The 15,296-nt window shown below is 41.0% G+C and carries 14 protein-coding genes and 1 pseudogene; 9 read left to right on the forward strand and 6 right to left on the reverse strand.

Going from position 1 to position 15,296, the window contains the following annotated elements; all coding sequences use genetic code 11:
• Both QO187_RS13315 and QO187_RS13320 read right to left on the reverse strand, forming a co-directional pair.
• Positions 1–792: replication initiation protein (locus tag QO187_RS13315; protein WP_371548604.1), on the reverse strand; the 792-nt coding region annotated here is incomplete at its 3' end.
• A gap of 371 nt (positions 793–1,163) precedes the next feature.
• On the reverse strand, positions 1,164–3,404 hold the full coding sequence (locus tag QO187_RS13320) for a MobA/MobL family protein (protein ID WP_102090304.1): 2,241 nt from the start codon (positions 3,402–3,404) through the stop codon (positions 1,164–1,166).
• Between the two features lie 250 nt (positions 3,405–3,654).
• Between QO187_RS13320 and QO187_RS13325 the strand changes: the two genes are divergently transcribed.
• The 3 genes from QO187_RS13325 (at position 3,655) to dcm (ending at position 6,212) form a co-directional block, all read left to right on the forward strand.
• Positions 3,655–4,206: a hypothetical protein gene (locus QO187_RS13325; protein ID WP_102090291.1), complete on the forward strand. Its 552-nt coding sequence runs from the start codon at positions 3,655–3,657 to the stop codon at positions 4,204–4,206.
• Between the two features lie 6 nt (positions 4,207–4,212).
• Entirely contained in the window at positions 4,213–4,773 is a 561-nt protein-coding gene (locus tag QO187_RS13330) for a hypothetical protein (RefSeq protein ID WP_102090292.1), read from the forward strand.
• 164 nt (positions 4,774–4,937) lie between these two features.
• Complete coding sequence (dcm, locus tag QO187_RS13335; RefSeq protein ID WP_102090293.1) at positions 4,938–6,212, forward strand: DNA (cytosine-5-)-methyltransferase; 1,275 nt, start codon at positions 4,938–4,940, stop codon at positions 6,210–6,212.
• Here the strand turns inward: dcm and QO187_RS13340 are convergent.
• Positions 6,195–6,995 (reverse strand): LlaMI family restriction endonuclease, encoded by an 801-nt coding sequence (locus tag QO187_RS13340; RefSeq protein ID WP_228706988.1) that lies wholly within the window; start codon positions 6,993–6,995, stop codon positions 6,195–6,197. The two genes, dcm and QO187_RS13340, sit on opposite strands and share 18 nt — an antisense overlap.
• A 187-nt stretch (positions 6,996–7,182) precedes the next feature.
• On the opposite strand from QO187_RS13340, the gene QO187_RS13345 reads away from it, so the two are divergent.
• Positions 7,183–9,138, forward strand: a complete 1,956-nt coding sequence (locus QO187_RS13345) for an ATP-binding protein (protein ID WP_102090294.1) — start codon at positions 7,183–7,185, stop codon at positions 9,136–9,138.
• Positions 9,139–9,325: 187 nt separating this feature from the next.
• Here the strand turns inward: QO187_RS13345 and QO187_RS13350 are convergent, their stop codons facing one another.
• Complete coding sequence (locus QO187_RS13350) at positions 9,326–10,648, reverse strand: MFS transporter (RefSeq protein WP_102090295.1); 1,323 nt, start codon at positions 10,646–10,648, stop codon at positions 9,326–9,328.
• A gap of 29 nt (positions 10,649–10,677) precedes the next feature.
• Complete coding sequence (locus QO187_RS13355) at positions 10,678–10,956, reverse strand: metal-sensing transcriptional repressor (protein ID WP_102090296.1); 279 nt, start codon at positions 10,954–10,956, stop codon at positions 10,678–10,680.
• A 262-nt stretch (positions 10,957–11,218) separates the two neighbouring features.
• Between QO187_RS13355 and QO187_RS13360 the strand changes: the two genes are divergently transcribed.
• From QO187_RS13360 to QO187_RS13380, 5 genes are all read left to right on the forward strand, one after another.
• Positions 11,219–11,959 carry a HupE/UreJ family protein gene (locus QO187_RS13360; RefSeq protein ID WP_102090297.1) on the forward strand — a complete coding sequence of 247 codons (741 nt, stop codon included), beginning with the start codon at positions 11,219–11,221 and terminating at the stop codon, positions 11,957–11,959.
• 178 nt (positions 11,960–12,137) lie between these two features.
• Complete coding sequence (locus QO187_RS13365; RefSeq protein ID WP_371548609.1) at positions 12,138–12,596, forward strand: transmembrane anchor protein; 459 nt, start codon at positions 12,138–12,140, stop codon at positions 12,594–12,596.
• A 232-nt stretch (positions 12,597–12,828) separates the two neighbouring features.
• Positions 12,829–13,461, forward strand: a complete 633-nt coding sequence (locus QO187_RS13370) for a recombinase family protein (RefSeq protein ID WP_102090299.1) — start codon at positions 12,829–12,831, stop codon at positions 13,459–13,461.
• Between the two features lie 117 nt (positions 13,462–13,578).
• Positions 13,579–13,776 (forward strand): hypothetical protein, encoded by a 198-nt coding sequence (locus QO187_RS13375; protein WP_102090300.1) that lies wholly within the window; start codon positions 13,579–13,581, stop codon positions 13,774–13,776.
• Positions 13,777–14,290: 514 nt separating this feature from the next.
• Positions 14,291–14,800 carry a hypothetical protein gene (locus QO187_RS13380; RefSeq protein ID WP_102090302.1) on the forward strand — a complete coding sequence of 170 codons (510 nt, stop codon included), beginning with the start codon at positions 14,291–14,293 and terminating at the stop codon, positions 14,798–14,800.
• 269 nt (positions 14,801–15,069) lie between these two features.
• Here the strand turns inward: QO187_RS13380 and QO187_RS13385 are convergent.
• Positions 15,070–15,296: pseudogene (locus QO187_RS13385) on the reverse strand (replication initiation protein); the annotation flags it as partial.

A 15,296-nucleotide genomic window follows, 5' to 3' on the forward strand; every position in this document is an offset into this window, starting at 1 on the left:
ATTATAGTCATTCATGAACTGCACGCTATCGACGATGGACTGGATGGCAGACGGTGACAAGGTACCGTCTTTACTGGTTAATTTGTCTAATGTTTTTTTATGGAACTTGAGTATTAATCCTGTATAACCCTTGCCCCTACTCTTTTTCTTGTACTCCACACTAACCCTATAGTTTGTATTTTCGTTAACGTCATTGATAGCTACTTCAATGACATATCTTCGCAACTCGCTAAATTGCTTATATTTATTTTTAACACTCATTACGTGTTTAAACTCTTCTATCGTAAACTCTTTGCTGTATTGAAACTGATTCACCCACATGACAACCAATTCGTACATTCTTATTGAGTGAATGCTCGATAATTGACCTATTTCCAATAGCCTGTACTTAGTAAAGTTAGCTTTAAGTTGCGTTAAATAGGGCAGTATTTTACTTGCGAATGATAATACGACTTCTCCGTTGTCAGGATCATAGACAATGCTACTAACCAGTCTTGTTTGAAGTATCTTATTTTCAGGCAAGCTCATTACAATATCAACGTCATACAAACGCTTGCTTGCATTCTCTATGTCGCGATAGATATTCTGCTCGTTCTTAGAATTCTTACCAAAAAACAGCGATTTGATATCATCAACTGACACCTTGTATTCTGTGTCTTGTGTGATCTGTGGCGCATCAGGTCTGCTGTCAATCTGACTAACACAAGCAAGCATTAGCTCTTTGTCTGTCTTTTGCATTGTATACGTTGCTAAGATTAGATCATTTGACTGCACGACTAGATTATTTTTCATTTTTTTGTTTGCTCATTCTGTGTTTATTCCAATTTATACAAGATAACTTATCATATAAAGAGCAAAATAAAAAGTTATCTTTTAATAGCTCTTTTTTCTGCTCATTTACTCTTTTTTCTGCTCATTTACTCTTTTTTCTGCTCATTTACTCTTTTTTCTGCTCATTTACTCTTTTTTCTGCTTGTAAGCTATTGATTTTAAACATGAAAAATGGCTCTTAAACAGGATTAAACAGGATTAAACAGGATTAAATAAAAACCTTCTTTTACTGAACCGTTAATTTTAGCTGTGGATAAGTCAAAAAAATCGGTTTTGTAGTAATCATAAAAAAATTGGCTAGCAGTGGAAAAAGGAGTGATGACAGACAGTGATCAAAAACGAGGACTTGGACTGTGATATAAACTTTTAATGTCTATAGGCTTATTAAGTACCGTAAGACCCTCGTTAATCCTCTTAGAATCACTCTCAGTGAACTTTGCACTACATTTGGTAGCAATATCGCTTAGTGAGGTTTCAAGAACCTTAACGTGCTTCTGAACGCTTTCTACGCTATCTAACGTTTTCAGACCATCATAGGACAACTGAAATTGTATGGCAGTGAGCTTTAAGGTCTCTTTGATGTGTTTTGCTGCCAGTTCTCGAGACTGCCACGGTGTTTCCTCTTTGTTCATCTCATCAGTGATGATTGTTAAGTAACTGGATACGGTTTGTGTGGCTGCTGTCATTCTGCTGATGTCGCTTATACCTAAACGCTTTTGCAGTTCATCATTTTTTGTGGCTCTTGATTTGTCTAAGCGTTCAAGAAATTGGGTAAAGCCACTCGTCGCTTCCTCATAAGCTTTACGCTCTCGCTGCCTTTTTAGGATGATGTCGATAGCATTGACATGGTTTTCCATGACTTCAGGTGTGAACAGGTCGGCAACACGCCTCTGTTCCGCTCTGAAGTCGCTAGGGTTGCTATCAACACCCAAGGCATCCGCAAAGCGGTTAAGGCTCTCAACTTGTCGGTAGTCGAATTTGTCAGGATAGTCGGCAGGATGATCGTTATGGCCTGGACGTAGGCAAAAATTGGTCTGGTTGCGCGTTAATAATCGGTGCGCCATTACCATCAGCGTCTTTCTAAGAGCATTATGGTTGCTCTCATCTCCGAATTTTGAGCCGTCAAGCTTGCTATCTGTTTCTGCAATCGTTCGATTAACTTGTCTTTTTCGCTCAAAAAAGGCTCGTTGGTAGTCGTCATCGAAGGGGCTGGGGGCTGGTCTTGCTCGCTCTGTAATGCCGCTATTGATTCCGTCAGTGATTGATTTGCTAGCTTGAACTCTTTCTGAGTTTTGAGTAATCCACTGTTTTGAGTCATCAATTCGTTGTGCTGCTTTGTCAATTCTTTGTTGCGTGTCATCACCTCGCTTTGGTAAGTTTTCACATCGTCTAGCTGTCCACTCAAGGTTTGGTTTTGTGTTTGCAATAAGCTGTTCTGTGTCTTTAATGAGCTCTGGGAGGCTTTCAGCGTATTGACCTGCTGTAGCAGCGCCGTCATTTGCTGCTTCGATTCTTCGTTTAGCTTGATAAGTACGGTTTGTTGCGCGTGCACCATCTTCAAAGCTCCAGTTAATTTCTGGTTCTGCGCTGTTAAGGCATCGTTCTGAGTCATCAATGCGCTGTGCTGTGTCTCCAAGGAGCTCAGGTAGTCTTGCATTGTGCTCAGTTGTCCAAGCAAGTCCTTTTCTAAGTGCTCTAGCTCGTCGCTCATGTTCTGATCCTTGTTGAATGGTTTGTTCCGTAACGGCCTGATTACGCGCAATGATTTCCCGATTGATATCGCCCTTCTCCGTCGTGATACCTCGGCGCTCCATGGCGGTTGCTTCAACGCCCATCTTAATCGTCGGCTGCTGATCTAGTCCCTGATCTTTATAACTGCGCGCATCCATTAGAGGCAACTGCTTCTTTGCCAAAACCACATTAGCGGTATCTACCCACATTTGGCGAACACGTTTAATCTCTTTCATTGATGAGGGCAGATCATGTGCCAAGCGTTTTTTATTGGACCACTCAAAAGGGATTTTGAGCTTGGGATCAAATGCCAAGGTTTTATTAGGGCCAGCAATAGGCGCTCGAGTGGTCACTAGAATATGCGCATGAAAATTGCGCGGATCAGGATTTTGCTCTCCCTCACGCAAGCGCTTCGAGCTTGGCTTCGCCTCAGGATCAAACGGCAGCTTCATCACCGGACGATGAATACACACATCGGCAATCACATCCATATCATTAGCAAGCTTTTGAGCGAACGCTATTGCTAGCGTATGGCGCTCTTCCTCAGACAACTCATAAGGCAGATTAATCAGCCACTCACGCGCTACCCGACTGTCTGATCGATTTTCTGCGGCTTCCGCCAGATTCCACAGCAGCTCTCTGTTCACACCCACCCCAAGCGCTTTCAACGAAGAGGGCAGAACGATGTCGCTACTCATCACCCCACGCTTTTTTGCATAGTCATGCGTTTTGCCATATTTGACATCACCCAAAATATCCCCAGCACGATAAGCGGCACAAGCCACCGCTGACTGTCCTGCTTTTCGAGAAATTGCCTTAGTATCGAAATGCACCATAGTCATAATGACCGCCTCATCTTTTGGTTTTTTTGTCCCATATCATTTCGTGGGGCATGGGGTTTGGGGTTTCCCCAACGAAGAACGATTCTAAAATTGCTATGACCACGAAGTGGGAAATAGTGATTTTAGAGTCGTTGCTTCGCCCTTAGTCAGGGAGACACAACTATCAAATAATAAAATACTATATATAAGGTATCTGATCTGTTTTGTTAAAGCATATCATAAGTAATTGAATGTTTGTTAGGTGCTTGCTATGGTAGATAAAATACTGTTTATGAAGAGAAATTTTATGTCAGCTATAAATAATAAAGCGTCTGTATCCATCTTTGATAATCAGGATGTGAACGATTTAAAAGAACGTCAACGGTTAGAAGAATTAAAACGTCAAGCTAAGGTGCAACAGGTAAAACTCGATAAGCGCTTGAACAAGCAGAAGATTCTGATGGGGGCATTCTTAGGTCAGGTATTAGCAACTGAGGGTGAGAGTGAGCAGATGATTCGCGAGTACTTTGCGATTCACTTTCCGGACTTTCTTACAAGGGCATCTGATAAGCATTTATTTAAAAGTATGGTGGAGAGTTTGGGCGGTGATATGGGTTTAGATGAGGAAGAAGATCCGTTTGTAGCCAACACAAAAGAAAATAATCAAGAGGTTGTTGATCAAAATATAGGTGTTGAAGGCAGTAAGACTAGGAGTAGTCACCAAACGCAATCTGACTCTATGGCTAATTATGGGGAACAGAATTCGCTACTAGATGACAATAAATATGCTACTGATGTCAGTGATCCAAGCTACCGTGGGTGATAGTGGATGTTTATTAAGGAGCATAAAGCTGCGCTATTAAGTCTTGAAGCAGATATAGAGCCCTATATGGTCGATGGTGTGGTGGCAGATAGTGAAGGCGCTTTATCGGTGATGCTGCCACTTGTAAGAAATACGATTGCGATTAAATTTGCAGAAGATGATCCTGATGTGGCAACAATGGTCGCTCATGCCTTCACTATGTTTGAAAGGTTTTGCTCAAGCGATCAGGCGTACGATTTTTATAATGATATTATAGCGTCCCCTAAACTTTATGATCGGGTGATGCAGTTTGTTACGATGATTCTGATCACTGATGAGCCACTAGGAACACTTGCTATCAGTAAGGCTGTGAATAAAAAACACGGCAAACTGTTAAGTGATATTCGCGTAGTTGGTGAGATTTTTGGGTTTTATGATACTGAGAGGAAGGTTTATGCTGACCGTATCACCCGAACGGCTCATCTAAATGGTACGACTAAGGAGCTCACGCTGCCACCTGAAATTATATTACTACTGATGTGCTATTACATAAATGGCCAGCGTGTCGTAGCTATGATGCCATGGTGAGGGCTGTATTTAAAAGAAGATCCAAACCTTTCCCAAAAAATATAGAAAACGGTTATTTGCTTTAACAATATTTTAAGGCGAGAACCAAGCTTTTATCTAACACAAAGTAGAAAATCTATGCTAAAATCCGGGAATAAAACAGGATATTTTAAAAGTAGGTTACTATGAAAGATACTCAGCAATATGTTATTGAGAAACGTAAGTCATTAGGCGTTTCTCAAAAAGAATTAGCATTGTTATTAGGGATGAAAGAAGCAGGTGAAAGGACGGTTCGTGGCTGGGAGAACGGTGAGCACAAACCCTCTGCTACAAGGTTAGCGAAGCTAGAAGCACTTAACAACAGCCATCCTTTTGAGCATAGTAATAAGGATAGTGATTTCACTTTTATTGATTTATTTGCAGGTATTGGCGGTATACGTCTGCCGTTCCAAAAACAGGGCGGTAAGTGTGTTTTCACCAGTGAGATTGATAAGCATGCTCAAAAGACCTACTTTGCTAATTATGGAGAGTACCCCAGTGGAGATATTACCCAAATTCAAGCCAAGGACATTCCCGATCACGACTTGCTTTTAGCGGGTTTTCCGTGCCAAGCATTCTCACAAGCAGGTCTAAAACAAGGCTTTAAAGACACCCGCGGCACTATGTTTTTTGAGATTCAGCGAATTTTGGCTGAAAAGCGTCCAAAAATGTTTTTGCTGGAAAACGTTAAGCGATTGAGAACCGATAAGAAAGGGGAAACCTTTCAAACCATCTATGATATTTTGACTGGGCAGCATAAGGACAGCATACCTGATGATGTTCCTATGAGTGAAGAGTCGCGAGAGGCTTTATCTCATAAGCTAAATTATTGGGTAGGATATGCTGTGTTAAGGGCTGCGGACTTTGGCGCACCGCAAAATAGAGAGCGTATTTTTATCGTAGGTTTTAATAAAGATTATTTTGATAAGATCGAAAATTTTGATGAGCTGTTCAGCTTTCCTAAGCCTACTCATAGTAAGACGCGTGTTGGAGATATATTGGAAGCTGTACCAGCTGATGATACGGTATATACCATATCAGATAATTTGTGGGCAGGTCATCAAAAGCGTAAAGGTCAGCATATAACAAAAGGCAATGGCTTCGGTTACAGCCTATTCAATCATGACAGCGAGTACACCAATACTATTAGCGCACGGTACTATAAAGATGGTTCTGAGGCCTTGATAGATCAATCCCAATATGGGAAAAACCCAAGAATGCTAACTCCCCGAGAATGCGCTAGACTGCAAGGCTTCCCTGAGGAGTTTTTAACTGACGCAGTATCTAAGACACAAGCGTATAAACAGTTTGGTAACTCTGTTTGCGTCAAAGTCATAGAGGCGGTAGCTGAGCAAATGGTTTCTACATTCCACAAAGCTGAAGCCATGCAAAAACAAGCTGATCTATTGGCTGCTGTCTAAAGATCCTGGGAATGGTGGATACGTACGAGTAATTAGGGAATCCCAGTGGTTGTTATTAGCACGCCACTGGGAATAGTTTCGAGCGTTTCCTACGTACATACCACTATCAAAAAATACTACACCCTGTTCAACAAGTTTAATCCAATTATCAAAGATCATTGGCTCCCCAAAAGCGATTTGGTTATAGCAGCCTTCTTTATCTTTATTACACTTAAACCAGCCATGATGGCCGAATTTCTTAGTCAGCTTATTGTTTAGATTATCTCTGTCCCAACGGGTCAAAATAAGGCCTTCTTGCTGTAAACTTAGTGGAACTATATTCCCTTTATCAGGACGAGGATCTTTTGAGTAGTTATAAACGATGATTATATTCTTTGCATCATCAAAAACCATTTCTGAGCCATTGTAGGTTGATGGAGAGTTAAAGTTAGGAATTGGGCTACCTGACCATGAGTAACGTCCACCCTTTTCTACATTAGGCTTGCCAAACACTTCCATAAACTGCGTGCGATTTAGATAGATTTCTTTATCTTTGAAGATATAGTAGTTAGCACTCCAATCACCAAAAGTGGTCTTGCTACCAGTAGAGTTTTTCATCTCATAGCCGTATAAGTCAGGCTCATTGTTAGCATTAGCAGCTATGCCCATTTGTCTTTCCAGCCAGTGACCTGCCTTTCCGTCATGGCGCTGATTGAAGTCGTCAGTCTTGGGCGATCTACCGTAAACATTTTCCTTGAAAAGCTCGATAATTTGCGCTTCTTCATTTGAAATACTTGTTTGCATTAAAAACTCCTTCTATTTGGGTAATTATGGAAAATAGTTCTTTATTTGATACTACGACTAGATTTGAGGTTATACAGTATTTAGAATAAGTATTCGATAGCATATAGTCTGAATAGCTCGTTACTAACTTAAAAATTAGCTTTTTCAACATAATTGGTAAACATAGTTTTACTAAAGAGGTCGTGGCATGTCCAACTCAAGCACTCTAAAAGTCAACTTATCTGACGATCACCTCAAGCGAGTTTCAAGAGCAAATCCTATACAGGCAATTGAAGAGCTACTTTGGAACAGCTTAGACGCTGATGCTACAAAGATATTTCTACGTGTGGAATCTAACGAGATAGGTAATCAAACTATTGTTATTGAAGATAACGGCAGTGGTATTTCCGAAAAACAAGCAAGTAAATATCTAGGTTTTATCGGTAACTCATGGAAAGCTACTAAATCAGAAACCGAAAGTGGTAGACCTATACACGGACAAAAGGGTGAAGGACGTTTTAAGGCATTTTCATTAGGCAGGGTTGTCGATTGGGAAAGCGTTTATCAGCAAGATGGTAGCTTTTATAGGTTAACTATCTCTTTAAATTCTGATAGAGCTAACGAGTTTAGCGTATCCACCGCTACACGGTCTAAAGTGAATAAAACAAAGTCAATCATCAGAGTTAGCGAGCTAAATAAAAAAGTCGCGGTGCATAACTTTGATGAATTGAAAAACAAATTGACTCAAACCTTTTCATCTTACTTATATGCTTATCCTAATATAGAAATAACTGTAGACGGCTATCTGATTGACCCTAATGAGGCTATAGAGGATGTTAATGAGTACACATTAGAGTTAGAGGATGTAGCAGGAACTCATCAAATTAAGATTATAGAATGGCTGGAAATCAGTTCAAAACAGCTCTTACTTTGTAAAAATAATGGCACTGTTCTGAAAGAACATAAATTTCAACCAAACCGTATTAGAAATTTAGGCTATTCCTTTTCTGCCTATATAATTAGTGATTACATTACTGAATTGAATAGTGATTCCAGCTTAGACTTGATAGATATGGATGCTGATAGTAAAAAACTTCTCGATGCAGCCTACCAGCAAATAAATGAACACTTCAAAACGAAGAGAAGCAATGAGCGTTTACTTAGACTCCAAGGGTGGAAAGAGTCTGGTATTTACCCATTTGAGGAGAATAATGATCCTGGGGTAATCGAAACAGCTAAGCGTGAGATTTTTGATATCATTGCTTCGAAAGTCGAAGATAACTTACCTAAATTCGCAAACTCAAATCATAAAACGAAAAAGTTCACTTTTAGGTTGCTTTCACAATCATTAGAGAATAACCCGCAGTCAATGCAAGCTATCATGACAGAGGTTTTAAATTTAAATACCGAGGAACAAAATGAATTTGCTAAATTACTAGAAAAAACTAGCTTATCGCATATTATCAGATCAGCCAAAATCGTAGCTGACCGTTTAGATTTCCTTGAATCACTAAATACACTTGTATTTGATCATAAAAAATCACTGTTAGAAAGAGACCAGCTGCATAAGATTCTCGAGAGCGAGAGTTGGATTTTTGATGAGCATTTCGCATTAGCAGGTAGTGAAAAGCGTCTTGAGGAAGTATTAAACATACATCTAAAAATACTTGGTAAACGTTGTGAAGATGATAGTAATGTCCTAATCAATAACGAACGACAAGGTAGAGTTGACTTAATGCTATCTAAATCAGTAGAGGTTAGACCTGGTCACAAAGATTTTCTAGTTGTTGAATTAAAAAGACCTAATAAGAAAATTGACAATGACGTCATAGGACAGATTATGGGTTATGCGCAAGCAGTCAATAATGATGAAAGGTTTCATAAATCCAACTGTAAGTGGAAGTTCATAGCAGTTTCCAACCAATTTGATGATATAGCAGAAATGAGAGCAAACAATATTGGGCTTCCCAAAGGTTGTGTTCATCAAGAAAACTCAATAGAAATCTATGTTATGAAGTGGTCAGAGGTTATAACGAACGCTAAAGCACGGCTAAAGTTTTATCAAGAACAACTAAACTATGAAGCCGATACAGAATCTAGTATGTCTTACCTTCATGAAATTCATAATGAGTTCGTTCCCGAGGAAATTAGGGAACAAGCTTGAGTTAACAGATAGATATACCTATGGCGAACCAATCAGACGCTCGCACTGGTTCGGTTCCCTAGTGAGGACTTGAACCTTTGGTTGTGGGCTAATGATAACAAGAGTTTGAATTACTGAAATCATTCCAGTGTACATAGTAGTGTGCCTTTCAGTATGAAATGCTGTTCCTTCAGATACAGATTCAAAATCAATGACCTGAGCTCGGCCAACGCGGATGATAGTCATCGACTACGAAAGGATGGGTATGGCGTATCCCGTTGGGTGTAGGAGATCCAGTAGCATGGATATGACCCTCTGGTAGATTGAAATGCTCGTGTTCAATCTCTGTTAAATCAATAGACGGCCAGACTCTAAAAGCCGCCCATACCGCTAGTGCAGCAGCACCGCCTAATACTGCAAAAGCAACAGTCATACTGTAATGAGCACCTAACCAACCTGCCAAGGGGTAAAATACCAACCAACTGACATGAGATAAAGCAAACTGAGCGGCAAACAGTGCTGGGCGATCTTCTTGATGTGAGGATCGCCATAGCAAGCGGCCAGAGGGAGTTTGAGCAGCAGAATAACCCAAACCTAGCACGAACCATAAGAGCATGAGCGAGTATTGTCCTATCATCAATGTACCAGCGAACATACCCACCACTAACAACCCTACACCGCTTAACATGACCCTACGGTCTGTCAGCTTACTTAGTAGGCTTGGCAAAGCCAATGCAGCAATCATAGAGCCTGCACCAAAGCTCGCTAATGCTAATGCCACTGCACTCTGAGTTAGTCCCATGCCACCCTGAATGATTACCACTGTATTTACAAAGACCATAGACGCAGCGGCAGAGACAGCAACGTTGACCGCGAGTAATCCGCGCAGTCGTGGTGTGGCTAAATAGATCCGAATGCCACGTGTGGTTCTATCATAAATGCTACGACGCTCTGGCATAGCATGCGCTGGTAGCGTGACCGATACGACCAATAAGGCAGACGCTAAAAATCCCAACACCGTCCCCGTAAACAGGTTGTGAAAGCTCATTACTGTCAGCAATGCCGCAGCTAACATGGGACTAACTAAACTTTCCATATCGTACGCAAGGCGTGAGAGCGATAAGGCTTTGGTGTAATCCTGCTCGTCAGGCAAAACATCAGGAATAGTGGCTTGAAAGGTCGGCGTGAAGGCTGCTGAGGCAGATTGCAAAACAAAGATCAGCACATAAACTTCCCAGATTTGGGAAACAAATGGCAAAAGCAGGGCTACACCCGCTCGTATCACGTCTAGCGTTACCAGCATCGTGCGTTTGGGCAGCCGTTCGGCGAAGGCAGCTGCAATTGGTGCTATACCAACATAGGCAACCATTTTGATGGCCAATGCGGTTCCCATAACGACCCCAGCATTATTACCTGCCAAATCAAAAGCCAAAAGCCCAAGCGCCACGGTAGCCAGACCAGTACCAATCAGGGCAATCACTTGCGCGGCGAATAAATGGCGATAAGTTCGGTTTGCAAAGATACTAAGCATGGGAGGCTCTTTAGATCAGTCGATTGATCTTATAGGTAACGGGTTATCTCCTTGAACTCCTCGATAGAATCCTGCTGATTTTTATCAACAGCCCCTAATAAGTCTTCAAGGCAATGATCTAAATGGTCTTGGATTAAAATTTTCTTGGCTTGGTGAATCGCATTCTCTACCGCTTGTAACTGTTGGGCTACATCAAGGCAGGTTCGACCCTCAACCAACATCTCTATCGTACTGCTTAGATGACCATTCGCTTTTTTAAGTCGTGTGATAACGGCTGGATGAGAAGCGTGTATGTGCGGTTTTTTCATAATGACAGTATCCTTCCTCTAGAGAGCGCAATTATACCCTATAAGACTTGAGCTTTTATGGTTGACATTATCCCCCCCTAGGGGATAGTATCTTACTCCTTAATCGCTTGGTTTGCATTCGAAAAATTCACGATTTTACTTACTAGTCCGTGAAAAAATGCTTAGTAACGCAAATCATAATTACTCCATTGGTTGGGGTTAACTGCTCTTATCGTATTGCATCACGCAACGCATTCATTATTTTCAGACCACAGGATTCTTAATGTATAGCCATGTTTTAAATAGGCTTTCAAGCTCGCTATGGGCGACTTGGCAGACCCGTCTGTTAGTGTTCTCAGTACTTCTTATTTGTCTTCTTACTGGCAGCAATGAAGCGCTTGCTCATGCTGTAACCGCAGGGGATAAAGGATATATTCAGGAGATTTCAGGAGTCAATATTTTACCCTTTATGTACTTGGGCGCTAAGCATATGATAACGGGGTATGACCACATACTGTTTCTCTTCGGGGTCATCTTTTTTCTTTACCGCATGAAGCACATTGGTATCTATGTGAGCCTATTTGCATTAGGTCACTCCACTACGATGATTTTAGGAGTGTACTTCAACATCGGTATGAACAGTTATCTGATTGATGCCATTATTGGTCTCTCAGTTGTTTACAAAGCTTTAGATAACATTGGTGCTTTTCAGCGATGGTTCGGGTATCAACCAAACACCAAAATAGCAGTGCTTATATTTGGCCTTTTCCATGGCTTTGGGTTATCCACTAAGATTCTTGAATACGATATGTCACCTGATGGCCTACTACCTAACCTGCTCGCGTTTAACGTGGGTGTGGAGATTGGGCAACTATTAGCTCTAGCAATCATATTGATTGGCATGAGCTACTGGCGACGCACGTCAAGTTTCATCCGTAACGCTTATACCGCCAACGTTGCCATGATGAGCGCAGGATTTATTTTAGTGGGCATGCAGCTTACTGGCTATTTAATGTCTCAATAACTCAAGGATTTCTAATATGTATAACAGTGATACCCCCTTACAGGCTGAACTCCCCTCTTCAAAGCAACTCATAAAATCTACTATTCTGGCTATAATCGCAGCAATAGTTCTTTTATTTACGGTAGTTCTCCCAGCTGAATATGGTATTGATCCAACTGGGGTTGGTAAACTGCTTCGTTTGACAGAAATGGGACAGGTTAAGCAGCAATTGGCAGAAGAAGCTGCCGCAGATGCAGCTGGTTTAGTAGCAACCGAAACCCCAGACATTGACAATATGACAGAACAAACAATAAATACCACGCCTACTGATACTACCGTTGCTGATGGACAGTGGCGTGATGAGATTCCCTTCACCCTGACTCCAGGTGAAGGAATAGAAATTAAAATGAAAATGTCTGAAGGTGATAAAGCAAATTACTCTTGGGCAGTCACTGGCGGTGAGGTTAATTTTGATACTCACGGTGATGCCTTGGGTAAAGCCATTAGCTATGAGAAAGGTCGCGGGGTTGCTTCTGATGAAGGCGTTCTAGAAGCCGCATTTACAGGTAATCACGGCTGGTTCTGGCGCAACCGAGGACAATCGGATGTTCAAGTTGTTTTGCGTACTAGTGGTGAATACAGCAGTATCAAAAAATAAACTTCTTAATGTTACTGCAAAGATGATTTATTGAATTAGGTAATGATGCATACACTTGGTATGCATCAACTTATTTTGAGCAACGCTATTTGAGTAATAACGTCTATTTCCCGTTTGATCTTTAAGGTATACCCCAAGGGAACTAGTTATTTTGACCTTCTAACCTATTAACAGACTACTTAAAACAGACTGGTATAATGGAACCACTTATAACAGACTATTTTAGGTGTTTATGTTTATCAGAGCGTATCTACGAGCGTCTACCAAAGAACAAGACGCTAAGCGTGCCAAAAGCGAACTCATAGCATTTGCCAACGATCATGGCCACAAGATTGCCGCCTTCTATGTCGAAAACGAATCAGGAGCTATTTTGGTGCGACCAAAGCTTATGCAGCTGATTGAAGATGCTCATAAAGGCGATATTATCTTAGTTGAGCAGATTGATCGCTTGGCGCGTCTGAACCAAGCTGATTGGGATACGCTCAAAAGAATGCTATCAGAAAAAAAGCTCTCTATCGTATCAAAAGAGCTGCCTACCTCATATATGGCGCTTCAACCTGAACGCAGCACTGAATTTATGAGCAGTATATTGCAGGCCATCAACTCGATGATGCTGGATATGCTCGCAGCCATTGCTCGAAAAGATTATGAGGATCGCCGTAACCGTCAGATGCAAGGTATTGCTCGTGCTAAGGCAGAAGGTAAGTATTCAGGACGCAGAAAAGATACCGAAAAGCGCAAGATCATCGCTAGTCTACTCAAATCAGGTCATAGTTATTCTGAGATACAAGGTATGACCAAGTGTTCACGGCATCTGATCGCTGATGTGGCCAAGGAAAGACCGAAACTTATCACTGCTCATTAAGTGGTTCCACTACAGCAGTCTACTATGAGTAGTCTATTAATAGATTAATGAGCCTTTTTAGATGGTTCCGTTGGGATATACTTACAATAGATCATAGTTTCAATAAAGGATTTTATTATGCAATATAAATATTTTACATTAGCAAAAGCACCTAAAGTTGGTGAAAATATTAAAATAGATGGGCGTCTTGCGAATGTTAGGTTTGTTAGTGATGAAAGGAAACCTATTGAAAAGTCTTTAATTTCAAGACAACCTGAGTTGTTAACAGATGGTGGTTTTTTAGCTGTTCGAGTTGGTTTTGAGTTTATAGATTAATACCTGTTTTGACTGGGAAGTTAATGTTCACTTACTTTAAAAATTCTGCCTGAAGTAGCGATCCTAGCTTGCCATAGGGGCTTTATCCTTCAAATTCTGAGGATTTATTAATTCTAACTAACTCATTGTCATGCCTTGCAGAGTCTAATTCCTGTGACTTATAGTCTGATGCAGGTCTAAGACGAAAATCTCCGACTTCAAAATACTTCTCTAGCCACTTTTTTTCTGAATACTGATACAGCTTTGGCGGTGGAGTAAGGCCAATTATCATATTTATGAGCCTGTATTTATTATCCAATTAGGACGCATCTAATAAATTATTATTAATTTAGTAAGACGTAGATAAGCTTCAAGTCCTCACTAGGGTACCGAACTGATTCAATCAGTTCGGTAATTACCACCAAAATATTTATGATTTGCTACACAAGTAGGTTAGTGCGATAGTTGTTCACTGAACGTTCTGAACAGTCGTATTGTACAGACACTAAAAACGTACTTGGACAGTAGGTGAACAATGATTATATCAGTAACGAAAGCGGCAAAAGAATGGGGTATATCGAGAACAACGATCTATCAGAAAGTCAGTGATGGCGAGCTTTCTAGAACCGCAGATAAGAAAATTGACACTGCGGAGATGCTTCGGGTATTTGGAGAGCCATTGTCCAAAAAACGTACTGAACAATCACTTGACAGTCCTCATAATACGCACTTGGACAGTCAGACTGTACAGTCTTGTACAGAGCTTGAACACCTACTAGCGTTTGAAAAGCTCAAGAATGAACATCTCAGCCAACAGGTAAGCGATCAAAAGAAGTTAATTGAAAATTATCAGCAGCAGATAGGACAGTTGAGCAAAACGCTGGATAAAGCCAACGCCAGTATCCAGGATTTCGCACAAGTGAGACTGCTAGAGTTTAAGCAAGCTGAAATGAGCCATGAGACACCACTTGAACAAGAGAAAGAAAAGACAAACGACTCAACCGTGGCACTAGCCCGGAAAAGAAAAAAATGGTGGGCGTTTTAGGAAAATGTCTGCATGGCAGTTACACAGAATCTGGGATGGGCTCGATGGTTCTCGGTCTCACTGGTCGTCTTACGCACTTTTTCAATCTCTATCGTCAATGCGCCAACCTTTTCTTGCTCTGCTTTATAACTAGCGGTTAGGTCGCTTAATGCTTGATCTAGTGCTTTGCGCTCAGCCTCTAATGTAGCGTTTGCCTTTATTAATTTCTCGTTAGTTGACAGGATAGATTCATTTACTGTTTTTTGGCTGTTAGCGCAGGGTCTTTATATTTAGACGCCTTGCTTAATGTTTGGCAAATAACTCTCTAAACCTTTATTTGGCTTGTTAAAGCTTTCAGGCTCTCGCTGTATGATGTGTACCATCTCACGCTTGAATACATCTATATGCTGTTTGCCTTCATAACTAATGCTTGGATGATCATTATAGTCATTCATGAACTGCACGCTATCGACGATGGACTGGATGGCAGACGGTGACAAGGTACCGTCTTTACTGG

The organism is Psychrobacter sp. Arc9, from assembly GCF_041431295.1.
Classification (GTDB): domain Bacteria; phylum Pseudomonadota; class Gammaproteobacteria; order Pseudomonadales; family Moraxellaceae; genus Psychrobacter.

Bases quoted from the DNA above. Each gene is read 5' to 3' on its own strand.
- QO187_RS13350 (WP_102090295.1), bottom strand. From the start codon at position 10,648: ATGCTTAGTATCTTTGCAAACCGAACTTATCGCCATTTATTCGCCGCG.
- QO187_RS13330 (WP_102090292.1), top strand. From the start codon at position 4,213: ATGTTTATTAAGGAGCATAAAGCTGCGCTATTAAGTCTTGAAGCAGAT.
- dcm (WP_102090293.1), top strand. From the start codon at position 4,938: ATGAAAGATACTCAGCAATATGTTATTGAGAAACGTAAGTCATTAGGC.
- QO187_RS13375 (WP_102090300.1), top strand. From the start codon at position 13,579: ATGCAATATAAATATTTTACATTAGCAAAAGCACCTAAAGTTGGTGAA.
- QO187_RS13345 (WP_102090294.1), top strand. From the start codon at position 7,183: ATGTCCAACTCAAGCACTCTAAAAGTCAACTTATCTGACGATCACCTC.
- QO187_RS13380 (WP_102090302.1), top strand. From the start codon at position 14,291: ATGATTATATCAGTAACGAAAGCGGCAAAAGAATGGGGTATATCGAGA.
- QO187_RS13340 (WP_228706988.1), bottom strand. From the start codon at position 6,995: ATGCAAACAAGTATTTCAAATGAAGAAGCGCAAATTATCGAGCTTTTC.
- QO187_RS13370 (WP_102090299.1), top strand. From the start codon at position 12,829: ATGTTTATCAGAGCGTATCTACGAGCGTCTACCAAAGAACAAGACGCT.
- QO187_RS13325 (WP_102090291.1), top strand. From the start codon at position 3,655: ATGGTAGATAAAATACTGTTTATGAAGAGAAATTTTATGTCAGCTATA.
- QO187_RS13355 (WP_102090296.1), bottom strand. From the start codon at position 10,956: ATGAAAAAACCGCACATACACGCTTCTCATCCAGCCGTTATCACACGA.
- QO187_RS13320 (WP_102090304.1), bottom strand. From the start codon at position 3,404: ATGACTATGGTGCATTTCGATACTAAGGCAATTTCTCGAAAAGCAGGA.
- QO187_RS13360 (WP_102090297.1), top strand. From the start codon at position 11,219: ATGTATAGCCATGTTTTAAATAGGCTTTCAAGCTCGCTATGGGCGACT.